Origin of the sequence: Pseudomonas sp. B3(2017), assembly GCF_002113595.1 — a bacterium.
Classification (GTDB): domain Bacteria; phylum Pseudomonadota; class Gammaproteobacteria; order Pseudomonadales; family Pseudomonadaceae; genus Aquipseudomonas; species Aquipseudomonas ekonensis.
The window spans coordinates 25,496-50,080 of sequence record NZ_NEIU01000013.1; the positions used below are offsets into that span (position 1 = coordinate 25,496).

The 24,585-nt window shown below is 65.9% G+C and carries 21 protein-coding genes; 10 read left to right on the plus strand and 11 right to left on the minus strand.

Annotated features, from left to right (window positions below):
* Nucleotides 1–4: 4 nt before the first annotated feature.
* Together hbdH and CAG33_RS18775 are read left to right on the plus strand one after the other, a co-directional pair.
* Nucleotides 5–778 (plus strand): 3-hydroxybutyrate dehydrogenase, encoded by a 774-nt coding sequence (gene hbdH / locus CAG33_RS18770; RefSeq protein WP_085582538.1) that lies wholly within the window; start codon nucleotides 5–7, stop codon nucleotides 776–778.
* Between the two features lie 174 nt (nucleotides 779–952).
* Nucleotides 953–2,908 carry an acetoacetate--CoA ligase gene (locus CAG33_RS18775; RefSeq protein ID WP_085640000.1) on the plus strand — a complete coding sequence of 652 codons (1,956 nt, stop codon included), beginning with the start codon at nucleotides 953–955 and terminating at the stop codon, nucleotides 2,906–2,908.
* A 216-nt stretch (nucleotides 2,909–3,124) separates the two neighbouring features.
* On the opposite strand, the gene CAG33_RS18780 is transcribed toward CAG33_RS18775, so the two are convergent.
* Nucleotides 3,125–4,234, minus strand: coding sequence for a PilT/PilU family type 4a pilus ATPase (locus CAG33_RS18780; RefSeq protein ID WP_085632723.1), 1,110 nt, complete (start codon nucleotides 4,232–4,234; stop codon nucleotides 3,125–3,127).
* A gap of 104 nt (nucleotides 4,235–4,338) precedes the next feature.
* Between CAG33_RS18780 and CAG33_RS18785 the strand changes: the two genes are divergently transcribed.
* Both CAG33_RS18785 and CAG33_RS18790 read left to right on the plus strand, forming a co-directional pair.
* Nucleotides 4,339–6,879 (plus strand): PAS domain-containing sensor histidine kinase, encoded by a 2,541-nt coding sequence (locus CAG33_RS18785; RefSeq protein ID WP_085640003.1) that lies wholly within the window; start codon nucleotides 4,339–4,341, stop codon nucleotides 6,877–6,879.
* A 40-nt stretch (nucleotides 6,880–6,919) separates the two neighbouring features.
* Nucleotides 6,920–7,195 (plus strand): peptidylprolyl isomerase, encoded by a 276-nt coding sequence (locus CAG33_RS18790; RefSeq protein WP_003225447.1) that lies wholly within the window; start codon nucleotides 6,920–6,922, stop codon nucleotides 7,193–7,195.
* 491 nt (nucleotides 7,196–7,686) lie between these two features.
* Here the strand turns inward: CAG33_RS18790 and CAG33_RS18795 are convergent, their stop codons facing one another.
* The 10 genes from CAG33_RS18795 to CAG33_RS18840 form a co-directional block, all read right to left on the minus strand.
* Entirely contained in the window at nucleotides 7,687–8,619 is a 933-nt protein-coding gene (locus tag CAG33_RS18795) for a sugar kinase (protein ID WP_085640006.1), read from the minus strand.
* 160 nt (nucleotides 8,620–8,779) lie between these two features.
* A complete protein-coding gene (locus tag CAG33_RS18800) occupies nucleotides 8,780–9,997 on the minus strand; it encodes an amino acid deaminase (protein WP_085640009.1) in 1,218 nt (405 codons plus the stop codon).
* Between the two features lie 39 nt (nucleotides 9,998–10,036).
* Nucleotides 10,037–10,801 carry an IclR family transcriptional regulator gene (locus CAG33_RS18805; RefSeq protein ID WP_085582526.1) on the minus strand — a complete coding sequence of 255 codons (765 nt, stop codon included), beginning with the start codon at nucleotides 10,799–10,801 and terminating at the stop codon, nucleotides 10,037–10,039.
* Between the two features lie 127 nt (nucleotides 10,802–10,928).
* The gene (locus tag CAG33_RS18810) at nucleotides 10,929–11,318 is read right to left on the minus strand and encodes a RidA family protein (RefSeq protein ID WP_039768794.1); all 390 of its coding nucleotides are present in this window, start codon (nucleotides 11,316–11,318) and stop codon (nucleotides 10,929–10,931) included.
* A 30-nt stretch (nucleotides 11,319–11,348) separates the two neighbouring features.
* Nucleotides 11,349–12,152 carry an amino acid ABC transporter ATP-binding protein gene (locus tag CAG33_RS18815; protein WP_085640012.1) on the minus strand — a complete coding sequence of 268 codons (804 nt, stop codon included), beginning with the start codon at nucleotides 12,150–12,152 and terminating at the stop codon, nucleotides 11,349–11,351.
* Nucleotides 12,149–12,811 (minus strand): amino acid ABC transporter permease, encoded by a 663-nt coding sequence (locus tag CAG33_RS18820; RefSeq protein WP_085632731.1) that lies wholly within the window; start codon nucleotides 12,809–12,811, stop codon nucleotides 12,149–12,151. Before CAG33_RS18820 ends, CAG33_RS18815 begins: the two co-directional genes overlap by 4 nt.
* Nucleotides 12,812–12,820: 9 nt before the next feature.
* Nucleotides 12,821–13,483 (minus strand): amino acid ABC transporter permease, encoded by a 663-nt coding sequence (locus tag CAG33_RS18825; protein ID WP_059405928.1) that lies wholly within the window; start codon nucleotides 13,481–13,483, stop codon nucleotides 12,821–12,823.
* 51 nt (nucleotides 13,484–13,534) lie between these two features.
* Nucleotides 13,535–14,383 carry a transporter substrate-binding domain-containing protein gene (locus tag CAG33_RS18830; protein WP_085582520.1) on the minus strand — a complete coding sequence of 283 codons (849 nt, stop codon included), beginning with the start codon at nucleotides 14,381–14,383 and terminating at the stop codon, nucleotides 13,535–13,537.
* A 305-nt stretch (nucleotides 14,384–14,688) separates the two neighbouring features.
* Nucleotides 14,689–14,970, minus strand: a complete 282-nt coding sequence (locus tag CAG33_RS18835; RefSeq protein ID WP_085582518.1) for a type II toxin-antitoxin system RelE/ParE family toxin — start codon at nucleotides 14,968–14,970, stop codon at nucleotides 14,689–14,691.
* Nucleotides 14,960–15,208 carry a type II toxin-antitoxin system Phd/YefM family antitoxin gene (locus tag CAG33_RS18840; RefSeq protein ID WP_085582516.1) on the minus strand — a complete coding sequence of 83 codons (249 nt, stop codon included), beginning with the start codon at nucleotides 15,206–15,208 and terminating at the stop codon, nucleotides 14,960–14,962. Before CAG33_RS18840 ends, CAG33_RS18835 begins: the two co-directional genes overlap by 11 nt.
* Before the next feature lie 322 nt (nucleotides 15,209–15,530).
* Between CAG33_RS18840 and CAG33_RS18845 the strand changes: the two genes are divergently transcribed.
* The 6 genes from CAG33_RS18845 (at nucleotide 15,531) to CAG33_RS18870 (ending at nucleotide 24,562) form a co-directional block, all read left to right on the plus strand.
* On the plus strand, nucleotides 15,531–15,968 hold the full coding sequence (locus CAG33_RS18845; RefSeq protein ID WP_085640015.1) for a co-chaperone YbbN: 438 nt from the start codon (nucleotides 15,531–15,533) through the stop codon (nucleotides 15,966–15,968).
* Nucleotides 15,969–16,143: 175 nt separating this feature from the next.
* Nucleotides 16,144–17,298 carry a non-hydrolyzing UDP-N-acetylglucosamine 2-epimerase gene (gene wecB, locus CAG33_RS18850; RefSeq protein ID WP_085582512.1) on the plus strand — a complete coding sequence of 385 codons (1,155 nt, stop codon included), beginning with the start codon at nucleotides 16,144–16,146 and terminating at the stop codon, nucleotides 17,296–17,298.
* Complete coding sequence (gene nrfB, locus CAG33_RS18855) at nucleotides 17,295–19,469, plus strand: cyclic di-3',5'-guanylate-activated glycosyltransferase NrfB (protein WP_085582510.1); 2,175 nt, start codon at nucleotides 17,295–17,297, stop codon at nucleotides 19,467–19,469. Before wecB ends, nrfB begins: the two co-directional genes overlap by 4 nt.
* Nucleotides 19,466–22,624, plus strand: a complete 3,159-nt coding sequence (locus CAG33_RS18860) for a phage receptor (RefSeq protein ID WP_085640018.1) — start codon at nucleotides 19,466–19,468, stop codon at nucleotides 22,622–22,624. Before nrfB ends, CAG33_RS18860 begins: the two co-directional genes overlap by 4 nt.
* On the plus strand, nucleotides 22,624–23,502 hold the full coding sequence (locus CAG33_RS18865) for a DUF4434 family protein (RefSeq protein ID WP_085582506.1): 879 nt from the start codon (nucleotides 22,624–22,626) through the stop codon (nucleotides 23,500–23,502). Before CAG33_RS18860 ends, CAG33_RS18865 begins: the two co-directional genes overlap by 1 nt.
* A complete protein-coding gene (locus CAG33_RS18870) occupies nucleotides 23,486–24,562 on the plus strand; it encodes a diguanylate cyclase (RefSeq protein ID WP_085640021.1) in 1,077 nt (358 codons plus the stop codon). Before CAG33_RS18865 ends, CAG33_RS18870 begins: the two co-directional genes overlap by 17 nt.
* The last annotated feature ends 23 nt before the right edge of the window (nucleotides 24,563–24,585 follow it).

Consider the following 24,585-nt stretch of genomic DNA (forward strand, 5'->3'; position numbering starts at 1 on the left):
ATTCATGACGACTCTTTCGGGCAAGACCGCTCTGGTCACCGGTTCCACCAGCGGCATCGGCCTGGGCATCGCCCACGTGCTGGCCAAGGCAGGCGCCGACCTGATCCTCAACGGCTTCGGCGACGCCCAGGCGGCGGTCGCGGAAATCGGGCGGCACGGCGGCAAGGTCGGCCATCACCCGGCCGACGTCAGCGACCCGGCGCAGATCGCCGACATGGTCGCCTACGCCGAGCGCGAGTTCGGCGGCGTGGACATCCTGGTGAACAACGCCGGGATCCAGCACGTGTCCGCCGTCGAAGATTTCCCGGTGGAGCGCTGGGACTCGATCATCGCCATCAACCTGTCCTCGGTGTTTCACAGCACCCGCCTGAGCCTGCCGGGCATGCGCGGCAAGGGCTGGGGCCGCATCATCAACATCGCTTCGGTGCACGGCCTGGTGGGCTCCACCGGCAAGGCGGCGTATGTGGCGGCCAAGCACGGGGTCATCGGCCTGACCAAGGTGGTCGGCCTGGAGACCGCCGCCAGCAACGTCACCTGCAACGCGATCTGCCCCGGCTGGGTGCTGACGCCGCTGGTGCAGAAGCAGATCGACGACCGGGCGGCCAAAGGCGTCGATCCGCAGCAGGCGCAGCACGACTTGCTGGCCGAGAAGCAGCCGTCGCTGGCGTTCGTGACGCCGGAACACCTGGGTGAGCTGGTGCTGTTCCTGTGCAGTGAGGCCGGCAGCCAGGTGCGCGGCGCGGCGTGGAACATCGATGGCGGGTGGTTGGCGCAGTAGCCGCCACGGCCCCGCTCCCACCCTGGTTTGAGGGCGCCGCTCAAAGGGTGGGAGCCAGCCTGCTGGCGATGGCGTCAGTGATGGCGCCGCAGGGCCGGGGCAAGACATTCGCTCCCACCGGTGGAGCGGTGAGTCCACTCAGTTTTGTGTGCATACGATAAGAAGAGGCAACCCATGTCCGACATCCTCTGGCAACCCGACGCCCGGCGCATCGCCGATTCGCCCATGGACGCCTTCCGGCGCTTCGTCGAGCAACGCCATCACCTGACCCTGGCCGACTACCCGGCCTTGCATGCCTGGAGCGTCCGGCAGCGCGAGGCGTTCTGGCAAGCCATCGTCGATTTCTTCGACATCCGCTTCCGCACGCCGCCCGAGGCGGTTCTGCGCGAAGGCCCGCAGATGCCCAGCGCCGAATGGTTTCCCGGCGCCACCCTGAACTTCGCCGAACACCTGCTGCGCCGCCGCGACGAGGCCGTGGCGGTGGTGGCCGTGGCTGAAGACGGTCGGCGCGAACAATTGAGCTGGGCGGAACTGGCCCGCCAGGTCGCCGGTTTCCAGGCCGGCCTGCAAGCCGCCGGCATCGGCTTCGGCGACCGCGTGGCCGCGTGCATGCCCAATACTTGGCAGACCTTGGTGGCGATGCTCGCGACCACCGGCCTCGGCGCCATCTGGTCGTGCTCCTCGCCGGACTTCGGCACCCACGGGGTGATCGACCGCTTCGGCCAGATCGAACCGAAAGCGTTGATCATCTGCGCCGGTTACCGCTACGCCGGCAAGACCGTCGACCAGACCGTCAAGATCAACGAGATCCTGGCGCAGCTGCCGTCGCTGCAACAGCTGATCATCGTGCCCGGCCCCGAAGCCCAGAGCGACACCGGGGTGTACCGCACCGAGGCCGACGTGGCGCTGTGGGGCGACTTCTACCGTCCCGGCGGCGAACCGCAGTTCGTGCCGGTGCCGTTCAACCATCCGCTGTACGTGCTGTATTCCAGCGGCACCACCGGCGTGCCGAAATGCATCATCCACAGCACCGGCGGCGTGCTGCTGCAACACGTCAAGGAGCATGGCCTGCACGTTGGCCTCGGCCCTGCCGACCGCTTGTTCTACTACACCACCTGCGGCTGGATGATGTGGAACTGGCTGGTGTCGGCCCTGGCGGTCGGCAGCGCCGTGGTGCTGTACGACGGCTCGCCGTTCCATCCGGCCAACGAACGGCTGCTGGACCTGATCGACGCCGAGCGCATCAGCGTGTTCGGCACCAGCCCCAAGTTCCTCGCGACCCTGGAAAGCAGCGGCGTCAAACCTCGCCAAAGCCACGACCTGGGCAGCCTCAAGACCTTGCTGTGCACAGGGTCTGCGCTGTCGCCGCAGAGCTACGATTACGTCTACCGCGACTTCAAGACGGACGTGTGCCTGGCCTCGATGTCCGGCGGCACCGACATCGTCTCCTGCTTCGTCAACGCCAACCCGCTGTCGGCGGTGCGCCGGGGCGAGATCATGGGCAAGAGCCTGGGCATGGCCGTGGAGGTCTGGAACGACGCCGGCCAACCGGTGATCGGCGAAAAGGGCGAGCTGGTGTGCACTCGGCACTTCCCCGCCATGCCCATCGGGCTGTGGAACGACCCGGACGGCGAAAAGCTGCGCAAGTCGTATTTCAGTTTGTTCCCGGGCGTCTGGGCCCAGGGTGACTACGCCGAGGAGCGGCCCCACGGCGGCATGCTGATCCATGGCCGCTCCGACGCGGTGCTCAACCCCGGCGGCGTGCGCATCGGCACCGCCGAAATCTACCGACAGGTGGAAAAAGTGCCTCAAGTACTGGACAGCGTCGCCATCGGCCAGCACTGGCAGGACGATGTGCGGGTGGTGCTGTTCGTGCGCCTCCAGGACGGTATCGAACTCGACGAAGCGCTGCAGCAGCAGATCCGCCAGGTGATCCGCGCCAACACCACGCCGCGCCATGTGCCGGCCAGGATCGTCGCGGTCACCGACATCCCGCGCACCCTCAGCGGCAAGGTGGTGGAACTGGCCGTGCGCAACGTGGTGCACGGGGAGCCGGTGAAGAACACCGATGCCCTGGCCAACCCCGAGGCGCTGGAGCAGTTTCGCGACCGGCCTGAGCTTCAGGCCTGAGCCCGCTCCCCTGCGGGAACGAGCCTGCTGGCGATGGCGTCCTGTCGGTCTGCCTGGATATGACTGATGCACCGCTATCGCGAGCAGGCTCACTCCCACAGGTCTTTGCGGTGGCCGCAGATTCTGCATCCACCCAAATTTTCTGTGGGAGCCAGCCTGCTGGCGATGGCGTCAGTCAAGGCACCGCAGGTTCAGGACAGTCGCGCCCAGCGAGGATCAGTCCATCAGCCCCCAATCCCCGGCCGCGCCCGCCGGCGGCGGCAAGGTGTCGGCATGCAGCTTCAGGCGCAGGCGCAGGTTGTTCACCGAATCGGCGTTCTTCAGCGCCTGTTCTTCGTCGATCACGCCTTCGGCCACCAGGTCGAACAGTGCGCCGTCGAAGGTCTGCATGCCCAGTTCCGTGGACTTTTCCATGATCGCCTTCAATTCCACGAACTCGCCGCGGCGGATCAGGTCGCCGACGGTCGGCGTGCCCAGCATCACCTCCACCGCCGCCCGCCGCTGGCCGTCGCGGGTGCGCACCAGGCGCTGGGACACGAACGCCTTGAGGTGATTGCCCAAGGCGTGCAGCAATTGCGGACGCCGCTCTTCGGGGAAGAAATTGATGATCCGCTCCAGCGCCTGGTTGGCGTTGTTGGCGTGCAGCGTCGACAGCACCAGATGCCCGGTCTCGGCGAAGGCCAGCGCATGCTCCATGGTCTCGCGGTCGCGGATCTCGCCGATCAGCACCACGTCCGGGGCCTGGCGCAGGGTGTTCTTCAGCGCCGCATGGAAACTGCGGGTGTCGACCCCGACCTCACGCTGATTGATGATCGAACGCTTGTGCCGGTGGATGTACTCCACCGGATCCTCGATGGTGACGATGTGCCCGCTGCTGTGGCGGTTGCGGTGGTCGACCAGCGCCGCCAGCGACGTGGACTTGCCCGAGTCCGTGGCGCCGACGACCAGGATCAGCCCCTGCTTGAGCATCACCAAGTCGAGCAGCACCGGCGGCAGCTTCAGGTCCTCGAAGCGCGGGATGTCGAGCTTGACGTTGCGGATCACCACCGATACATCGTTGCGCTGCTTGAAGATGTTCACCCGGAAACGCCCGATGCCCGTGCGGGAAATAGCCAGGTTCATTTCCAGCTCGCGGTCGAACTCCCGGCGCTGTTCGGCGTCCATCAGTGAAGCGGCGATGGCGGCCACCTCGCCGGGCTTGAACGGCCCGGCGTCCAGTGCCGTCAGCACCCCGTCGAACCGTGCGCAGGGCGGCGCGCCCGTGGAGAGGAACAGATCCGAACCGTGGCGGCTGGCCAGTTGTTTCAACAGTGCGTCGATTTCCATGGCAAAAAGCACCCGCAAAGTTTTCAATGAACCCGCAGAGGCAGGCGACTACCGCATCAGGATAGTCGACGCCGGCCCGCTGACCGATGATCAGGACCCGACCGATGAACGCTGTACCCGCCACCGATGACGCCCAGGCGCTGATCGCCTGCACCGACTGGAGCCGCACGCCGCTGGGCGCCGCCGGCACCTGGCCGCAGAGCCTGCGCACGGCGGTGGACATCGTGATCCACTCGCCGATGCCGATGCTGTTGCTGTGGGGGCCGCACCTGACGCAGATCTACAACAACGGCTTCGCCCTGCTGGCCGGCAGCAACCACCCGCGCGCTTTCGGACAGCCGACGCACGACATATGGCCGGAATTTCGCGACTTCACTGACCCGATCTACAGCGCCGTCCTACAGGGCCAGGTGCGCACCTACCACGAGCAGCGTTTCACCCTGCCGCAGCGGGACGGTCGGGAATCCGACTTCTGGCTGGACCTGACCTACAGCCCGATCCGCGACGAAAGCGCCCAGGTCGCCGGGATTCTGGTCACGGCCATCGAGACCAACGAGCGCCGGCGCATGGCCCAGGAGCTCAAGCAGCGTTCCGAAGACAGCCTCAAGGCCCAGCGCGAAACCGAAGAACGCCTGCAACTGGCGCTGGCCGCCACCGACGCGGTCGGCACCTGGGACTGGGACATCGGTGAGGACCGCTTCATCGCCGACGCGCATTTCGCCCAGTTGCACGGCGTCGATCCGGCGCTGGCCAACCGCCTGCCGATCAGCGAATACCTGCACGGCGTGCACCCCGAAGACCGCGCGCTGATCGCCCGCAGCATCAAGCACTGCATCACCCACGGCACCGAATACGCCGAGGAATACCGCCTGCAGCAAGCCAACGGCGAGGTGCGCTGGGTGTTCGCCCGGGGGCGCTGCTACAAGGATCACCACGGCCGGCCCGTGCGCTTCCTCGGCGCGGCGCTGGACCTGACCGAGCGCAAGCTCACCGAACAGGCGCTGCGCCAGAGCCAGACCGAGCTGCAGCTGATCATCAACGCGATGCCGATCCTGATCAGCTATGTGGACCGCGAAGAGCGCTTTCGCCTGAACAACGCCGCGTACCTGGACTGGTACGGCCTCACGCCCCAGGAGCTGTACGGCCGCACCATCCGCGACGTGCTCGGCGACGAGGGCTACTTTCCGCGCAAGCCCTACATCGCCGAAGCGCTGGCCGGGCGCCCCTGTTCCTTCAGCCTGTACTCGCCGCACCGCGACGGCAGCCTGCGCCATGCGCTGATGAACTACTTGCCGCGCCACGGGCCGGACGGCGCGGTCAACGGCTTCTACATCTTCGTGATCGACGAGACCGAACGCAAAAAGACCGAAGAGGCTCTGCGCGACCTCAACGAAACGCTGGAGGAACGCGTCGCGGCCCGCACCAAGCAACTGGCCCAGGCCAACCAGCGCCTGCAGAACGAGATGTTCGAACGCGAACGCGCTGAAGACGCCCTGCGCCACGCCCAGAAAATGGAGGCCGTCGGCCAGTTGACCGGCGGCATCGCCCACGACTTCAACAACATGCTCACCGGCATCATCGGCAGCCTCGACCTGATGCAGCGCTACATCGCCAGCGGCCGCACCGACGAGATCGGCCGGTTCACCGAGGCCGCCGTGTCGTCGGCCAACCGCGCCGCCGCCCTCACCCACCGGCTGCTGGCGTTTTCCCGGCGCCAGTCGCTGGACCGCAAGACCCTGGACGTCAACGAGCTGATCCACTCGCTGGAGGACCTGATCCGCCGCACCAAGGGCGACCCGATCGAACTCACCCTGCGCCTGGGAGCCGGCGTGTGGCTAGTCAGCACCGACGTCAGCCAGCTGGAAAACGCCGTGCTCAACCTGGTGATCAACGCCCGCGACGCCATGCCCGAGGGCGGCGAACTGCTGATCGAGACCGCCAACGTCTACCTCGACGGCAGCGACATCACCACCCTGGAACCGGTCAGGGCCGGCGACTACGTGATGCTCGCCGTCAGCGACAACGGCACCGGCATGACGCCGTCGGTGCGCTCCAAGGCCTTCGACCCGTTCTTCACCACCAAACCCATCGGCCAAGGCACCGGCCTGGGGCTGTCGATGATCTACGGCTTCGCCCAGCAGTCCGGCGGGCACGTCAGCCTCGACAGCCTGCCGGGCCGCGGCACCTGCGTGCGGCTTTACCTGCCGCGCCTGCATGCGCTGGAGCCCGAGCGGCCGGCGGCCGAACCGGTCAACCAGCCCCCCGCCGCGGCGACCGGCGAAAGCGTGGTGGTGGTCGAGGACGATCCGGCGGTGCGCATGCTGGTGCTCGATCTGCTCAGGGAACTGGGCTACCGCGCCTTCGAGGCCGAAGACGCGAAAAGCGCCCTGCCGCTGTTCGAGTCCGGCCAGCGGGTGGACCTGTTGGTGACCGACGTCGGCCTGCCGGGCATGAACGGCCGGCAACTGGCGGAAATCGCCCGCCAGCACCGGCCGGGGCTCAAGGTGCTGTTCATGACCGGTTATGCGCAGAACGCCGCCGAACGCCAAGGATTCCTGGAAGACGGCATGGACATGGTGGCCAAGCCGTTTTCCATCGAGGCGCTGGCGGCCAAGATCCGCACGATGCTCAGCCAAACCCCGTGAGTTGAGGCATAATCCGCGCCCCGCAATCAGGTACCGCATCATGAAAGCCCAAGCCCGCCACATTCTGGTGAAGACCGCCGAAGAGGCCGAACAGCTCAAGCAACGCATCGCCAAGGGCGAAGCCTTCGACGTGCTGGCCAAGAAATACTCGACCTGCCCGTCCGGCAAGCGCGGCGGCGATCTGGGCGAAGTGCGGCCGGGGCAGATGGTCGGCGCCATCGATGCGGTGATCTTCAAGAAGCCGCTGCGCACCGTGCACGGGCCGATCAAGAGCAAGTTCGGCTATCACCTGGTGCAGGTGTTCTTCCGCGACTGAACCCTGCCCCGCGGCGCCCCGGCCGCCGCCATCGCCAGCAGGCTGGCTCTCACAGGGTTCTCAGTCGTTCCCAGGCCCTGCGGACAACCACAATACCTGTGGGAGCCAGCCTGCTGGCGATGCGTCCGGTCAGGCGACACCGAATCTGGATGTGCCGGCCTCATCGCTGGCAAGCCAGCTCCCACAAGAATCTCCGGCGTTCGCCGACCTTGCGAACAACCACAATACCTGTGGGAGCGGGCTTGCCCGCGATGGCGTCCGGTCAGGCGACACCGAGGCTAGATGTGCCGGCCTCATCGCTGGCAAGCCAGCTCCCACAGGGTTCTCAGTCGTTCCCAGGCCTTGCGGACAGCCACAATACCTGTGGGAGCGGGCTTGCCCGCGATGGCGCCCGGTCAGGCGACACCGAATCTGGATGTGCCGGCCTCATCGCTGGCGAGCCAGCTCCCACAGGGTTCTCAGGTGTTCGCTGGGTTTGCGGACGGCCGGTTTCACCTCGGAATCAGCGCACCCGGCACCTGGATCACCTGGCTCGCCAGCCGGTGCCCTGCCTCGGCGGCGTCCGCCGGGCTGGCGCCTGACAGGCGGCTGGCCAGGTACGCCGCGCTGAACGAGTCCCCCGCCGCCGTGGTGTCGATCACCTTCTCGACTTTCTGCGCCGGCACTTCGAACGCTTCCCCGTCGCAGCGGATCAGGCACGCCTCGGCGCCGCGCTTGAGCACCACTTCCGGCGTGCCGATCTGCGCGTAGGCCTCGAACACCGCGTCGCAATCGGCGAACCCAAACAGCGCCTGCTCGTCCTCCACCGTCAGCAACGCCAGATCCACATGAGGCAACACGCCGCGGTAGGCCGCCTGCGCCGCTTCCCGCGAGGCCCACAGACGGGGCCGGTAGTTGTTGTCGAAGACGACGCGGGTGTCGCGCTGGCGGGCTTCGGCCAACACCTCGATCAGCCGCTCCCGCCCTTGCGCGCCCAGCACCGCCAGGGTAATGCCGCTGAAATACAGCACGTCGTAGTCCGGCAAGGCCGCCAGCGTCGCGGCGCCGTTCGGCAGGGTGAAGCAGTCGCGCACGGCCGCTTCGTTGCGCCAGTACAGGAAGCGCCGCTCGCCGGCGGCGTCGGTCTGGATGCAGTACAGGCCCGGCAGCCGACCGGGCAAGCGCTGCACCCAGTCCAGGCCGATGCCTTCGTCGGCCCAGCGGCGGCACATCTCGTCGCTGAAGCTGTCATCGCCCAGGGCCGTGACGTAATCGACCCGGGCCCGGTCGCCCATGGCCCGCGACAGGTAGACGGCGGTGTTGAGGGTGTCGCCGCCGAAGCTTTGCTGCAGGCTGCCGTCGGCGCGCTGCTGAAGTTCGATCATGCATTCGCCGATCAGGGCGATGCGCGGGAGGTGGGGGCCCAGGGGGCTGAGAGTGGTCATCTGAATGGAGTCCTGGCAGTTCAAGGGTGTTCTGTCGGCCGCCATCGCCAGCAGGCTGGCTCCCACATTGGAACTGTGTCGAACACATGTCCCTGTGGAAGCCGGCCTGCCGGCGATGGCGTCGGTGCAAACGCCACCGGGCGCGGTGCCGGCTGAGGTCTCAGAAGCAGGTGCCCATCGTCTCGATCACCGTCAGCCGCTCATCCACCAGCAACCCCACCCGCCATTTGTCGAAGGTCAGGCACGGGTGCGAGGTGCCGAACGAAATGATGTCGCCGACCCGCAGTTCCACCCCCGGCGCCACGGTCATGAACGCATGTTGGTCCATCACCGCCGTCACTTTGCACGCGCCGACGTCATCCCCCACCGCCGGCAGCACCCCGGCCTTGTAGCGCAGCAGCGGCACCGGCAGGCCGGCGTCGAAGGCCACGTCGCGCTTGCCCAGGGCGACCACCGCGAACCCCGGCTCCGGCAACGACTGCACATGGGCCCAGACCTCCAGGGCCGGGCGCAGCCCTTCGTGCAGGTCGCTGCGCCGGTCGAGCACGCAGCACTGCGCTTCCTTGTAGATGCCGTGGTCGTGGGCCACGTAGCTGCCCGGACGCAACACGCTGAGGAAGCGCCCGGCGGCGTTCTGCGCCTCGAAGGACTCGGCGATCAGGTCGTACCACGCCGACCCCGACGCCGTGATGATCGGCTTGGCGACGGCGAACGCGCCGCTGTCCTGCAACTGCACCGCCAGGCGCACCAGCGACGCGGCGAATTCGCGGATACCGCTGACGGCGTGGTCGCCGTGGATCACGCCCTCATAACCCTCGATGCCGGTCAGGGCCAGGGCCGGTTGCGCGGCGATGGCTTCGGCCAGCGCGATGACCTCCTGCTCGCTGCGGCAACCGCAGCGGCCGCCGACCACGCCGTACTCGATCATCACGTTCAGCCGAACGCCCCGGGAGGCGAAGTACGCGCCAAGATCGGCGACGTTGTCCGGGTGATCGACCATGCAGTAGAAGTCAAAGCCAGGATCGGCCAGCAGATCGGCGATCAGCGCCATGTTCGGCGTGCCGACCAATTGGTTGGCCATCAGCACCCGGCGCACGCCGTGGGCGTAGGCGGCGCGGGTCTGGGTGGCGCTGGCCAGGGTGATGCCCCAGGCGCCGGCGTCGAGCTGACGGCGGAACAGCGCAGGCGTCATGCTGGTCTTGCCGTGGGGCGCCAGTTCCGCGCCGCTGTCGCTGACGAACGTCTGCATCCAGCGGATGTTGTGCTCCAGCGCCGCGCGGTGCAGCACCAGCGCCGGCAGGCTGACATCGCGCACCAGGTGGGCGCCGACGGCGGCATCGCCCTTCTCCACGGCAGCGGTAGTGTTCACGGTCGTCATGGTCGAACTCCTCACAGTCGCGCCCGCCGGCGGGCGCGGTCAGTCGTTGATGCGCCGGGCGAGGCTGTTGGCGCTCTCGATCAAGACCCGGCGATAGTCGTTGTAGTTGTTCTTGGCGTCGGCGCGCGGGGCGACGATGCACAAGGTGCAGATGGCCACGCCAGCGGGGTCTTTGACCGGCGCGGCGAAGCAGTGGGTGAACGTGTCGGCGACACTGTCGAAGGAAAAGAACCCGTCGATGCCGGCCTGACGAATTTCCCCCAGGAACGTCTCCAGCGGCAGGCGTTTGCCGTCCGGCAGGATGAAGTCGTCGGGGTCGATCAGATCAATGATTTGCTGGTCGCTCAGGTGCGCCAGCAGCAGGCGCCCGGACGCGGTCCACGGGATCGGCGCGTTTTCGCCGATATCGGAGGAAATGCGAAAGTGCCGCTCGCCCTCCTTCATCAGCGCCACCGTGTACTTGCGCCCGTTGAGCAGGCACATCTGCGCGGTTTCCCGGGTCTGGCTGACGATTTCCTGCAAGGCGTGGTCGGCCTCGCGGCTGAGGTCGAAATGCCGCAGGTGCGCCTGGCCGAGGAAGTACAGCTGACGGCCCAGATAGACGTGACCGTCCTTGCCCACCGGCTCCAGGATCCGCCGCTCCAGCAGCGACGCCACCAGTTCGTAGACCGTGGATTTCGGGCTGCCGATGCCGTTGGCGATATCGTTGGGGCGCAGCGGCTGGCCGATCTCCTTGAGGAAATCGAGAATGTCGAACGCCCGGTCCAGACCCCGGGCCCGGCGTTTGATGGTGTCTTCGGTCATGTCTTCAGGTTCCCATTCACAGTGCCGGGAGTGTACCGAGAGTGCCAGGCTGACCGGTAGGCCGCCATCGCCAGCAGGCTGGCTCCCACAGGAGAACGCATGCCACTGGCGATAGAGCCACCCCGCTTCAGGCCTTCTTCTTGTAGGCGATGCAATCGATCTCGACCTTGCAGTCGACCATCATGCTCGCCTGCACGCACGCACGCGCCGGGGCGTGCTCGGGCTTGAAGTACTCGCCGAACACCTTGTTGAAACTGGTGAAGTCCCGCGGATCGTCCAGCCACACGCCGGCACGCACCACGTCCTCCAGGCCGTAACCGGCTTCTTCGAGGATCGCGATCAGGTTCTTCATGGTCTGGTGGGTCTGCTCGACGATGCCGCCGACGATGATCTCGCCGTCCACCGCCGGCACCTGGCCGGACACGTGCAGCCAGCCGTCGGCCTCAACGGCGCGGGCGAAAGGACGGGGCTGGCCGCCGGCCGCGGTGCTGCCGGTGCCGTATCGGGTGATGCTCATGGGTGTGTCTCCTGATTGAAAAGTGAAAGGTCAGAACCGCGTGCTCTTGAGGAATTCCGCCAAGCGCGGCGACTGCGGACGCTCGAACAGTTCCTTGGGCGGCCCCTGCTCTTCGATGCGTCCCTGATTCATGAAAACGATCTTGTCCGACACCTCGAATGCAAAGCGCATTTCGTGGGTCACCAGCAACATGGTCATGCCGTCTTCGGCCAGGCCCTTGATCACGTTGAGCACTTCGCCCACCAGTTCGGGGTCGAGGGCCGAGGTGACTTCGTCGAACAGCATCAGGCTCGGGTTCATCGCAATGGCCCGGGCGATCGCCACGCGCTGCTGCTGGCCGCCGGACAGCTGGCCGGGAAAGTGGTCGCGGCGCTGCAGCAGGCCGACCCGCTCCAGCCATTTCTCGGCCAGCGCCACGGCTTCGTCCTTGTGCATCTTCTTCACCTTCAGCAAGCCGAGGGTGACGTTCTGCAACGCGGTCAGGTGCGGGAACAGGTTGAACTGCTGGAACGCCATGCCGGTCATCGCACGATGGCGGGCGATGACCTTCTCCGCATGACGCACGCGCTTGCCGTTGACTTCGTCGTAGCCGATGGACTCGCCGTCGAGCAGGATCTGCCCGCCCTGGAACTCTTCGAGCATGTTCACGCAGCGCAGCAGCGTGGTCTTGCCCGAGCCGCTGGAGCCGATCAGCGTGACCACGTTGCCGCGCTGCATGCTCAGGTCGACGCCCTTGAGCACCTCCACCGCGCCGTACTGCTTGTGCAGGCCACGGATGTCCAGCAGAGGTTGGGTCTGGGTCTGGGGCTGTGAAGAAACTTGAGCTTGAGTCATGGCAAGGCCACCCGCTTTTCAATGAACCGGCCGAACAATTCGATGCCGTAGTTGATGACGAAGAACAGAAATCCGGCGAACAGGTAGAACTCCAGGGTCATGAACGTGCGGGCGATGATCTGCTGGGTGCTGAGCAGCAGCTCCGCCACGCCGATCACCGACAGCAGGGTCGAGGCCTTGACGATCTCAGTGGACGAGTTGACCCACGTCGGCAGGATCTGGCGCAGCGCCTGGGGCAACAGCACATAGCCGAGCGCCTGGTAGAACGTCAGGCCGATGGCCTTGCTCGCCTCCATCTGCCCGCGGGGCAACGCCTGCAGCGCACCGCGCACGATTTCGGCGACATGGGAGCCGCAGAACAGCGTCAGGCCCAGGGCACCGGCCTGAAACGCGCTGATCTGCCAGCCCAGCGCCGGCGCCATGTAGAAGCACGCCAGCACCAGCACGAACACCGGGGTGCCGCGGATCAGGTCGACGTAGAAACGGAATGGAGCGCGCATCCAGAAGCGGCCGTAGGTCAGGATCAGACCGGCGACCACGCCGACCAGCGTCCCGAGCAGGATCGCCAGCGCCGACACCTGCACGCTGGTGACAAAGCCCTGCCAGAGCGGCTCGCGCGCCACCCACAACTCATGCAACCAACCTTGGGATTCGTACATCGCAGCCTCCTATCGGCGGATCGCCAGACGCTGCTCCAGGTAACGCAGCAGCATGGCGATGAGGTAACAGGCCGCAACGTACAACGCCGTGGTCACCAGCCAGGTTTCGATCACCCGGTAGCTCTCGACGTTGATCTTGCGTGCGTAATAGGTCAGTTCCGGCACCGCGATGGCGGCGGCCAGCGAGGTGTCCTTGAACAGCGAAATGAAGTTGTTCGACAGCGCCGGCAGCACATTGCGCAGCATCACCGGCACGGTGACGTAGGCCTTCACCTGCCACTCGCCCAGGCCGATGGCCAGACCGGCCTCGCGCTGCCCTTTCGGGATGCTCAGCAGCCCGCCGCGGAACACCTCGGTCAGGTAGGCCCCGGCGTACAGCGACAGCGTGATGATGAAGGACGGGATCTTGTCCAGCCGGATCCCCAGGCTCGGCAACGCGAAATAGATCAACAGGATCAACACCAGGATCGGCGTGTTGCGGATCACCGTCACGTACACCGAGGCCAGCACCCGCAGGGCGCGATGCTTGGACAGCAAGGCGAAGGCCATCAGCAGGCCGATCACGCAGCCGATGGCGATCGACACCAACGCCAGCTCCAGGCCCAGGCCGAGCCCCGCCAGCAAGGTGTCGAAATCGCGCCACACGGCGGCAAAGTTCAACTGATAGTTCATGGTTGGCAGTACCTTGAGCGGGGCGACGCGCATCGCCCCGCTCTCACGGGATCATTTGAATTCGACGGGGAAACCGATGGCCGGGGTCGGCAGGTCGACGCCGAACCACTGCTTGAACGAGGCCGCGTACGTCGGGAACTCCACGCCGGTCATGGCTTCATGCAGGGTGGTGTTGACGAAGTTCAGCCAGTCCTGGTCGCCGCGCTTGACCGCGCAGGCGTAGGTCTGCGGGCTCCAGGCATAGGTCGGGCTGCGGTAGCGGCCGGGGTTCTGCACCATCAGGTACTTGACCGAAGACTGGTCGGTGGCGGCGGCATCGGCGCGGCCGGAGTTCACCGCTTGGTACATCAGGTCGACGCTGTCGTACTGATCGACCTTGGCCTTGGGCAGCGCCTGGTGCACCAGTTCCTCGGCGTACACGTTCTGCAGCACGGCCACGGTCACGCCGTCGCCGGCGGCCTGCAGGTCCTCGATCTCCTTGTACTTGCTGTTGGCCGGCAGCAGCAGGCCCACGCCTTCGCGGTAGTACGGCAGGGTGAACGCCACCTGCTGCGCGCGGCTGGCGGTGACGGTGATGAACTGGCAGCTCATGTCGACCTTGTCGGTCAACAGGTTGGGAATCCGCGCATCGGACGACTGCACCACGAACTCGACCTTGCTCGGGTCGTTGAACAGCCCTTTGGCCACCATTCGGGCGATGTCGATATCGAAACCCTGCAACTTGCCGTCCGCCCCTTGGAAGTGCCATGGCGCGTTGGTGCTGCCGGTGCCCACGATCAGCTTGCCCCGGGCCAGGACACTGTCGAGCTTGCTGTCGGCCGCCTGGGCCATGCCCGCAACGGCGGACGAAGCCGCGAGAACGAAAACACACGCTTTGAACAACGAAGGACGGCGATGCATGGCAAGGACTCCTGAGGAAGTTTATTCCGCTATACCGGAACTAGGTATGTAACAACGGAATAGACAGCAGAAAGTGTGCCACAGGATTCGGGGGGAATCTGTACCGGATTGAAAATTTCAGGGAATCAATGAGATACGTCGAACGAGGGAAAGTGGCGCAATTCACCCCGATGGCGTGGAGCGCTACCAATGGCCACAGGGGACGGGTAACAGGTACTCAATGAGTGCAGATGGAGCGGGATTGTGCGAGGCAATAACAGGGGGATCAGGAAGAAATTCGTCAGGCGCTGAAAAAGACTGGGAAGTCAGCGCTGCGCTGCTGCGTTGTACACATCTGCTCCGTCACGTTTCCCCACCGCGATGACGGTAACGACCAGCACTTCATCGATGACGCGATAAACCAAACGATAGCCGGCGCTTCTAAGCTTGATCTTGTAGGCCAGTCCAAGGCCTCTCAGCCGATCCGCCGGAACAGGCGGATTACTGAGCCGTTCTCGAAGCTTGCGTGCAAACTGCTCCTTCAGATTGCCTCCCAGTCTGTTCCACTCTTTCCAAGCCTTCTCCGAGAACTCCAGCTCATAGGTCATCGATCGAGACCTTTATGGTCGGATCGTTTTCCCGCTCCTTGCACAGTTCAATCAGTTCCAGATCCTCAAGGCGCTCAATCATTGCTTCGTACGCTTTGGCTGGCACGCAGTAGAACGCCGGCTCATTGCGGTTGAGGATCGCAACGGGTTCACCGCCGCCTGCGGCGACAGTGCCCATCGGGTTCTTTTTCAGCTCGGAGATGCTCGCTACGACTTGTGAAAGCACGATGTGTGTCATGAAGGGACTCCCTAGGGTGCTCTTTGAAGCGCCAAAAATAGCACTCCAGGACACATCTGACCTCAACCCTTTTGTCTCTGAAACCGCTTGCGGAAAAATGATGCTGTCCATCGGGAATCCCTTTCACACGCTCAAATCTGATGCAAAAAACAGTATCACGGTCAGCCGGTGTGCGTTTCGGCATCGAATGTCGGGGCGCTCCTGCATTTGTGTGGGAAAAGTGCGCGTTTTCCGAGCCCACCTGTAATTTCTGACAGTAGACCCGCCTCCTTCCCTGCCTTAACGTCAGGAAACCTTTAACGGTCGTCTGGAGGAGTCTCTGATGAAGGCGATCCTACCTCTTGAAACGCTGCCCCCCACCTACCGCAAAGCCCTGAAGACCTGGCGTCCGGTGATCCTCTATTTCACCAACGAACACTGCCCCGCCTGCGAAATGGCCGGGCCGATCTTCCGGCATGTCGCCGAGCCCTATCGACTGCGCGCGGACATCTACATGCTCAACACCCGCGAAGCGCCCCGGCACCCGAACGTCACCGGGACGCCGACGGTGCTGTTTTACCGGGACGGCAAGCTGATGAAGAAACTCAAGGGCATCGGCACCGAGGACACCCTCAGGCAAGACTTCGCGCTGCACATCGGCCGGGTCAAGCCGCCCGCCCGGCACCGTCGGCACCAGTGCCGCCATGACCTGACCTGGCTCCACGTCACCTTGCGCACCCTGCGCACCATCCCCGATGCACGCCGACGGAACTTTTCCTGAAAGTGCCACCTAAGAGCCATCATCACTGGTACTTTCGTTCCAACTGATAGACATCAATCGCGCTCCGGGCCGGATTGGACAAGCTCCGATCCGGCTGCTTTTCTTTCATTTCTCAAAACGAGATTCAGCGCGCCGGCCCACGGCCGTCAGCGCGCTCACGTCCCAGGAGGGGTCCATGTCCTTTAACGTCATGATGGTTTTCGGCACCCGACCGGAGGCCATCAAAATGGCCCCATTGGCCCGGGTTCTGCGTCAGTGGCCCGACATCCGACTGAACATCTGCTCCACCGGCCAGCACCGGGAAATGCTCAACCAGGTGCTCGACGCCTTCGAACTCACCGTCGATGAAGACCTGCAAGTGATGACCCAGGGCCAGACCCTGAACGGCCTCTCGCAACATCTGCTCACACAACTCGACCAGGCCTACGACCGGGTCAAACCGGACATCGTCCTGGTGCACGGCGACACCACCACCAGCTTCATCGCCGCCCTCGCCGCATTCAACCGACAACTGCCCATCGGCCATGTCGAGGCCGGGCTGCGCACCGGCAACCTGCGCGCGCCGTGGCCGGAAGAAGCCAACCGGCGCCTGACCGGCGTGATCGCCGACCTGCACTTCCCGCCGACCTCCAAGTCCGCCGCCAACCTGCTGCGCGAAGGCGTGCCCCAGGACAACCTGGAAATCACCGGCAACACTGTGATCGACGCCTTGCTGTGGATGCGCGAGCACCAGCGCGAGACCGGCTGGCACCCGGCCGCCGACTCGCCCCTGGCGGCGCTCGACGACAGCCGCCGGATGGTGCTGATCACCAGCCACCGCCGGGAAAACCTCGGCGGCGGGTTCAACAACATCTGCGAGGCGCTGGCGGAACTGGCCGAACGCTACCCGGACGTGCAGTTCGTCTACCCGGTGCATCTCAACCCCCAGGTGCAGCAAGTGGTGTACGGCATGCTGGCGGGCAAGCCCAACCTCTACCTGATCGCCCCGCAGGACTACCCCCACTTCGTCTGGCTCATGGGCCGCGCGCATTTCATCCTCACCGACTCCGGCGGCGTGCAGGAGGAAGCGCCCGCCATCGGCAAACCGTTGCTGGTGCTGCGCGACGTGACCGAGCGGCCGTCCGTGCTGGAAAGCGGCACCATGGTGCTGGTGGGCACCGACAAGGCGCGCATCGTCCAGGAGGCCAGCCAGTTGCTCGACGACGAAGCGACCTACACCCGCATGAGCCGCGTGCACTTCCCCTACGGCGACGGCCACGCCAGCGAACTGATCGCCACCCGCCTCCACGCCTGGCTGAGCGCACGCTCGGCGGCGGGTAACGGGGTATGAGCCTGGGTTGGATCGATTTCTTTGCGTATGTGCTGTTCGGTCTTAAGTATGTGGCGATCCTTCTCGCCCTGCTGATGTTCATCCTCGGCCTCGACGATCTGTTCATCGACCTGGTGTACTGGGGCCGCAAGCTCATACGGCGCTGGCGCATCTACGAGAAATTCAAGCGCGCCGACGAGGAGCGCCTGTACGCCATTCCGGAAAAGCCGCTGGCGATCATGGTGCCGGCCTGGAACGAGGTCGGCGTGGTCGGGGAGATGGCGCGCCTGGCCGCCTCGACCCTCGATTACGAGAACTACCAGATCTTCGTCGGCACCTACCCCAACGACGCCGAGACCCAGGCCGACGTCGACGCGGTCTGCCTGCACTACCCCAACGTGCACAAAGTGGTGTGCGCGCGACCTGGGCCGACCAGCAAGGCCGACTGCCTGAACAACATCATCGACGCGATCTTCCGGTTCGAGAGCGAAGCGAAGATCCAGTTCGCCGGCTTCATCCTCCACGACGCCGAAGACGTGATCTCGCCGATGGAGCTGCGCCTCTACAACTACCTGCTGCCGAACAAGGATCTGATCCAGATCCCGGTCTACCCCTACGCGCCGGAATGGAAAGGCTTCACCGCCGGCCATTACGTGGACGAGTTCGCCGAGAACCACGGCAAGGACGTCATCGTGCGCGAGGCCCTGACCGGTCAGGTGCCGAGCGCCGGGGTCGGCACCTGCTTCAGCCGCAAGGCGATCAGCGCGCTGCTAGAGGACGGCGACGGCATCGCCTTCGACGTGCAGAGCCTGACCGAGGACTACGACATCGGTTTCCGCCTCAAGCAGAAAGGCATGAAGTGCATCTTCGCCCGCTACTCGGTGACCGATCCGAAACTGGCGCTGGAACAGCCTTGGGTGTTCGGCATGAACCGCGAGTTCGCCCAGGTGATCTGCGTACGCGAGCATTTCCCCCGTGACTTGCAGCACGCCATCCGGCAGAAGTCGCGCTGGATCGTCGGCATCGTGTTCCAGGGCACCAAGAACCTGGGCTGGAGCCGCAAGGGCCTGCTCAACTATTTCCTGTGGCGCGACCGGCGCGGGCTGATCGCCTACCTGCTGAGCTTCATGGTCAACCTGCTGTTCCTGGTGCTGCTGGCGATGTGGCTGATCACCGTGATCGCCCCGGAGGCCTGGCGCTATCCGTCGATCCTGGCCGACAGCGCGCTGCTCTCGGCGCTGCTGTGGCTCAACGGCCTGATGCTGCTCAACCGCCTGTTCCAGCGCGGCTGGTTCGTCACCCGCTACTACGGCATCGTCGAAGGCCTGCTGTCGGCGCCGCGCATGATGTGGAGCAACTTCGTCAACTTCTTCGCCAACCTGCGCGCCCTGCGCCAGGTCATGGAAATGGGCGATTCGCGGCGCGTGGCGTGGGACAAGACCACCCACGAATTCCCTGCCCTGACCAAGGCCCAGCGCACCCCGCTCGGCCACCGGCTGGTGGAGAAAGGCCTGCTCAGCGAAGAACAGCTCGAAGCCGCGATCACCAGCCCCGTGCGCCGCCGGCTCGGCCGCGAACTGCTGCTGCGCGAACACATCGACAGCACGCAATTGGTGCAGACCCTGGCCGAACAGCTGGACCTGGAATGGGCGCCGCTCAATCCGTTCAAGCTGGACAAACGCCTGATCGACGCCGTGCCGCGCCGCGTAGCCTCCCACTACGGCGTGCTGCCGGTGGCCGAGGACGGCGACACCCTGGTGCTGGCCTCCGAAGGCCCGGTCAGCCAGGTCTCGCTCGGCGCGATCGGCCGCCAACTCAAACGCCCGGTGCGCTGCCGCCTGGCGCCCCAGGGCCGCGTCACCCTGGGGATCCGTTACTGGTACGCCAGCCCCCGCCAGACCGAAGAAGTGCGTCATATGCTGCAAGTGCTGGAACGTCATCAGGACGACGAAGCCCTGCTTGAGCGGGTCAGCCATCACCAGGTGCTGCTGGGCAACCTGCTGCAGGTGCGCGGCATGGTGCCGCCGACCCTGTTCAATCAGGCCCTGATCGACTTCGACGCCGAACAGATGTCCCTCGGCGAACACCTTATCTCTCGGGGCATGATCACCCAGGAGATCCTTGAGCAGGCTCTGGCCGACCAGGCCAGCGAACAGCAAGCCGCCTACCGCATCGTCCGGGAGGTCGCATGAAGCCTGTGGTCAACCGCCGCACCCTGCTGATGGGCAGCCTGTTGCTCGGCCTGAGCGCACAGCCGTCGCTGGCGGCGCCGCTGAGCGATTTCGAGCAGTTCCGCAGTTACCCCTACATGGACCGCAGCTACCGGGAAGCCAAGAAAGGCAACTGGAAGGAAGTCGAACGGCTGATGCGCCACCTGCTGGAAAAAGTGCCGAAAAACGACGAGGCCCGCGCCCTGCTGGTGGAAGCCCTGGCCAAGCAGCGCCGCTACAAGGACGCCTTGCAGGTGCTGGGCAACGACAGCGACGGTCTGCTCGACCTGCGCCTGACCTGGATCGAGCAGGATCCGCCGACCAGCACCCAGGTGGAAAACTGGATGGCCAACAGCAGCCTGAACGACCGCGTCCGCCTGTGGCAGGCCTACAGCCTGAGCCTGGCCAAGTTCGGCGGCGCGGCGCGGGCCCACGACTGGCTGGCGCAACTGGCGCCCAAGGGCGACGACAACATCCTGCGCCTGGCCCGGGCCAACTGGTCCGAGCAACTGCGCGACTGGAACGGCACCATTGAACAACTGGCGCCGCTGGCCGCGCGCAAGCAGCTCGACGCCGAGGGCTGGCAACGCCTGGCCAACGCCTACGTGCAGCGGCTGGACGAAAAGCCGCTGCAAGACCTGTTGCAGCAGGCGCCCAGCCCCGAAGCGGCGCGCAAGATCCGTCTGGCGATGGTCGACCGCGCCATCGCCATGGGCCACGAGCAGCAGGCCGAACGCTGGATGCAGTCGTTGCCGGCCAGCGACCTGGCCGACCCGGCCCAGCGCCAGCGCCTGTGGGAACTGGCCCGGCAGACCGGCGACAGCGCCAGTGTCCAGCGCCTGAGCAACGACTTGCAGCGCCCGTGCCTGGAGACCGTCGAGTGGCTGTCCCGCCATGACCCGGAGGCCGCCAGCGCCCAATTGCGCCGCTGCAACCCCACGGACGATCCGCAGGCCTGGCTGGTGCTCGCCCAGCGCCTGCAAGCCACCGACCTGTTGCAGTCCACCCGCCTGCCCCAGCCCTGGGACAGCCGCCGGCAGGCGCAACTGCTCGATGTCTGGCAGGCCGAGGGCCAAAGCGACAAGGTCATGGCCTGGCTCGCCGCGCAGCCGCAGACCGCCGAGGTGATCAAGCGCCGGGCCGAGCTGTTGCAGAAACAGGGTCGCAGCCAGGAAGCCGCCGGGCTGTGGGAACGCCATTACCGGCAGACCGGCAACCTCGCGTCGCTGGATCAGGCCAGCTACATCGCCTTGAACGCCGGGCAGCGCGAGCGCGCGCAGACGCTGCTGGAAGACGCGTATGACCGACATGGCGGCCGCTTGTCCGCCACGGCGTTGCAGCGGCTGGCCGGGCTCTACGCTTCGTCGCCCAGCACGACGCCGGCCCAGCGACGGCGCATGGCATCGCTGCTGGGCCGCGTCGACGCTGCCACCCGGGGCCAACTGCTGGCGCAACTGGCGGAAAGCGGCCAGTGCGACGTCGTGCGGCAAGCCATCGGCAGCCAGCCGCTGGCCGCCGGCGACTTCCGGGCCCTCGGCCGTTGCGCGATGCCGGACCGACCGGGGGAAGCCGTGGTGTATTACCGGCAGGCCGAGAAGCTCGGCGACCGCGGCAGCCGCCTGCCGTTGGCCTATGCGCTGGAGGCAGCCGGAGATTCCGCCGGGGCCCTGGCCCTGTGGCGCAGCCTGCCGGCCTCTGAACTGAGCGACAACGCCCGCCTCACCGCCAGCCGCAGCGCGCTCAACGTGGGCGACAGCCAGACCGCCGAACACTATTGGCAACAAAGCACCACACGCGGCGCCAACGAATGGGCCCTCGGCGCGGCGATCGCCGACGCTCGGAGCGACCGTACCCAGGCCCTGGAGCGCCAGCGCCAGGCCTTGCGGCAGCAACCGGACGCCGGGCACTTCTACGCCGCCTCGGTCACGGCGCAGAAGGCCGGCGACCTGCCGCAAAGCACCGCCTGGCTGGCCGAAGCCGTGCGCCGCGACCCGACCAATCCGCGCTACCGCGCCGACTACGGCATGCGTCTGGCCGGTGCCCAAACCCGCGAAGAGCGCGCCGCCGCCATCCCGTACCTGCAACAGGCCACCCGCGATTTTCCCGAGGACTATCGCCTCGGCGAGACCCTCGCCTGGCGCTACGACGAGGCCGAGGACAGTGCGTCGGCCCGCCGGGAACTGCGCCGGGTGATCGACCTGGAGCAGAACCCGGTGGCCGCCGACGACGAGGACGGCAGCATGGAAGCCCGCCGCTACCGCCAGCGCCGCGCCCACGAAACCCTGTCGCGCCGCGACAGCCGAACGCTGGCCAGCACCTGGTCGCCGGCCGGGGTGTCGACCAACGACTTCGTGCGCCCCGACGACAGCAAAGGCACGAACCGCCGCGCCGACTCGCAGAACGTGCAACTGGCGATGTGGGACCATGCGTTGGGCGAAGAGCCGAGCCGCGCCGGCAGCACGCTGTCGGTGTATGGCCGGGTGCTGCTCGGCGGCCAGGGCCGCTCGCGCTACGCCGAATCCCTCGCCGCCGGCGTCGGCCTGCGCTACAAGCCGTGGGGCACGCAGAACATCAACTTCTACGGCGAGATCTACAAACAGAGCCAGTTCGACGACGATGACAGCCACAGCCTGAACCTGGGCCAGATGCTGGTGCCGGAAAAGCTGCTGGACCAGATCGGCGACCACCGTCAGGACGGCCACACCAGCACCGACTACCTGCTGCGCGCCACGGCGTCGTTCCTCGATCAAGGCCGGTACCGCAACGACTGGCGCGTCGACGAGAGCGACTGGGACGAACGTTTCCTCTACTTGGACGCCGCGTGGTGGACCAAGGCCGGCGACCACCAGTGGCTGTCGCGCTTCCAGCAGGGCCATGCCTGGAAACTGCCGTTCAACGGCGCCCAGACCCTCATGCCGTACGGCTTCCTTGAGTTCGCCAGCCAGGATCCCGGCAACGACTGGCGCCAGGACCTGCGCACCGGCGTCGGCTTGCGCTGGCAATGGTGGTACGACGATGACCGCTACAACGCCTACCGCTCGAAACTGACGGTGCGCACCGAATACCAGCAATCGCTGGGCGGCAATCTGTATGAAGGCGGCAACGGTGTGCTGCTGGGTGTGGAGTGGAATTTCTGATGGCGCGATGGTTAGTGTTTTTCTGCCTGGTGCTGGGCGCGACAGTGGCTCAGGCCGACGCCCGGGTGTTCTATCAGCCGCTGAATGTCGATGCGCGGCTGACCCAGGCGCAATGGCAAAAGATCTGGCAGGACACCGCCCGCCAGGGCACCCGCACGCTGATCGTGCAGTGGACGAGTTATGGCGATTCGGACTTCGGCGGCGCCGACGGCTGGCTGGCCCGAAGCCTCCGGCTGGCGCAGCGCCAGGGCCTGGAACTGGTGCTCGGGCTGGCGATGGATCCGGCCTACTACCGGCGCATCGACGAGCTGGACAGCGCCGGCCTCGGCACCTACTGGCAAGCGCAGCTGGGACGCTCGCTGGCCCAGCAACGGACGTTGCGCCAGGACTGGCAACTGCCGGTCGCCGGCTGGTATCTGCCGCTGGAGCTGGACGACCTGCACTTCCTGGCGGCGGACCGGCGGGCGACCCTGCAACGCCAGCTCAAGGACTTCGCCGGCCAGCTGGATGCGCCGCTGCATGTCAGCGCGTTCAGCGCCGGCAAGCTGGCGCCGGCGGTCAACGGCCAATGGTTGGGCGAGATGAGCGCGGCGGGCATTCAGGTGTGGTGGCAGGACGGCGCCGGCACCGCACGCTTGCCGCCGCTGGTGCGCAACGGTTACGCCCAGGCCCTGCCCTGCTCCGTGGGCATCGTGCGCGAGGCGTTCCGCCAGACCAGCGCCGAAGGCCAGCCGTTCCGCGCCGACCCCGCCGCGCCGGACGCCAGCGCCGCCGGCTGTCACCCGGACGCAGTGTTTTCCCTGCGGTATCGGCCGTGGGGCCGGGTGATCCTCGACAACCAGCGCGAACATCAGGAGCGCGATGTACAAAACCATTGAAGATGAAGTCCTGAAGCGAACCGCGCCCGCCGAGCTGTGGGCCGAGTTCATCCAGCATGAGTTCGAGCGCCTGCGCTCGTTCTGCCTGCTGATCTTCGTCGCCAGCATCAGCGTGTGGGTCATCTTCGACCTGATCGTGAGCTTTCTCGGCGGCCAGGGCCTCACCTGGCGCTCGATGGCGTTCCTGGCGGTGTTTGCGGTGCTGACGGTGATCCTGCTGTTCACCCGCCGGGCCCGGCACTTCGACGTGCTCAACCTGCTGTTCGTGCTGACCATGACCCTCGGCGTGCGCCTGCTGATCGACGGTCTGCCGTCCAGCTTCCAGCCGGCGTGGCTGGTGCTCGGCGCCTCCAGCATCCTCTACAGCACGTCGGTGCTGCCGATCAGCCGCTGGTCGTTCTATGCCGCGCAGGCGACGATCTGGCTGGTGCTCAATCCCTTCCTGTTCACCGACATCGGGCTGTTCGAGCTGCGGGGCGTGCTGACGGCGTGCTACAGCGTGTTCCTCTGCGGACTGACCATATACACCTTCCTCAAGCTGCGCGAGGCCAAGCTGTACAACTACATCATGTCCCGGCTGCTGCTGGACCAGGCCTACAACGACACCCTCACGGAAATCCCCAACCGCCGTTCGTTCATGGCCCGCGCCGAAAAACGCCTGATGGCCGTCCCCCGCGAACAGGACCACTTCCTGGCGATGATCGACATCGACAACTTCAAGAAAGTGAACGACGTGTACGGCCACGACATCGGCGACGAAGTGCTCAAGGGAATCGCGGCGGACATCAAGTCGGTCATGGCGCCGTATGAATATGCGCGCCTGGGCGGCGAGGAGTTCGCGATCTACCTGGCCGGGGTGCGCCACGCAGACGTCGAGGCGCTGGCCGGCGAACTGTGCCGCACCGTGCGCGAACGGCCGACCCGGCACCCGGTGACCATCAGCATCGGCGTCACCCGGGTGGAGGACGGCGACACCCTGAACCAGGCGCTGATCAAGGCCGACGAAGCGCTGTACGAATCCAAGCACACCGGGAAGGACCGCTACACCTTTCACGGCTGATCGAGAATCTGCACGACCGGCCG

Coding starts and splice junctions, on each gene's coding strand:
- nrfB (WP_085582510.1), top strand. CDS start 17,295: ATGAGCCTGGGTTGGATCGATTTCTTTGCGTATGTGCTGTTCGGTCTT.
- CAG33_RS18775 (WP_085640000.1), top strand. CDS start 953: ATGTCCGACATCCTCTGGCAACCCGACGCCCGGCGCATCGCCGATTCG.
- CAG33_RS18790 (WP_003225447.1), top strand. CDS start 6,920: ATGAAAGCCCAAGCCCGCCACATTCTGGTGAAGACCGCCGAAGAGGCC.
- CAG33_RS18870 (WP_085640021.1), top strand. CDS start 23,486: ATGTACAAAACCATTGAAGATGAAGTCCTGAAGCGAACCGCGCCCGCC.
- CAG33_RS18860 (WP_085640018.1), top strand. CDS start 19,466: ATGAAGCCTGTGGTCAACCGCCGCACCCTGCTGATGGGCAGCCTGTTG.
- CAG33_RS18840 (WP_085582516.1), bottom strand. CDS start 15,208: ATGACACACATCGTGCTTTCACAAGTCGTAGCGAGCATCTCCGAGCTG.
- CAG33_RS18825 (WP_059405928.1), bottom strand. CDS start 13,483: ATGAACTATCAGTTGAACTTTGCCGCCGTGTGGCGCGATTTCGACACC.
- wecB (WP_085582512.1), top strand. CDS start 16,144: ATGTCCTTTAACGTCATGATGGTTTTCGGCACCCGACCGGAGGCCATC.
- CAG33_RS18785 (WP_085640003.1), top strand. CDS start 4,339: ATGAACGCTGTACCCGCCACCGATGACGCCCAGGCGCTGATCGCCTGC.
- CAG33_RS18865 (WP_085582506.1), top strand. CDS start 22,624: ATGGCGCGATGGTTAGTGTTTTTCTGCCTGGTGCTGGGCGCGACAGTG.
- CAG33_RS18845 (WP_085640015.1), top strand. CDS start 15,531: ATGAAGGCGATCCTACCTCTTGAAACGCTGCCCCCCACCTACCGCAAA.
- CAG33_RS18830 (WP_085582520.1), bottom strand. CDS start 14,383: ATGCATCGCCGTCCTTCGTTGTTCAAAGCGTGTGTTTTCGTTCTCGCG.
- CAG33_RS18820 (WP_085632731.1), bottom strand. CDS start 12,811: ATGTACGAATCCCAAGGTTGGTTGCATGAGTTGTGGGTGGCGCGCGAG.
- CAG33_RS18805 (WP_085582526.1), bottom strand. CDS start 10,801: ATGACCGAAGACACCATCAAACGCCGGGCCCGGGGTCTGGACCGGGCG.
- CAG33_RS18810 (WP_039768794.1), bottom strand. CDS start 11,318: ATGAGCATCACCCGATACGGCACCGGCAGCACCGCGGCCGGCGGCCAG.
- CAG33_RS18780 (WP_085632723.1), bottom strand. CDS start 4,234: ATGGAAATCGACGCACTGTTGAAACAACTGGCCAGCCGCCACGGTTCG.
- hbdH (WP_085582538.1), top strand. CDS start 5: ATGACGACTCTTTCGGGCAAGACCGCTCTGGTCACCGGTTCCACCAGC.
- CAG33_RS18835 (WP_085582518.1), bottom strand. CDS start 14,970: ATGACCTATGAGCTGGAGTTCTCGGAGAAGGCTTGGAAAGAGTGGAAC.
- CAG33_RS18800 (WP_085640009.1), bottom strand. CDS start 9,997: ATGACGACCGTGAACACTACCGCTGCCGTGGAGAAGGGCGATGCCGCC.
- CAG33_RS18795 (WP_085640006.1), bottom strand. CDS start 8,619: ATGACCACTCTCAGCCCCCTGGGCCCCCACCTCCCGCGCATCGCCCTG.
- CAG33_RS18815 (WP_085640012.1), bottom strand. CDS start 12,152: ATGACTCAAGCTCAAGTTTCTTCACAGCCCCAGACCCAGACCCAACCT.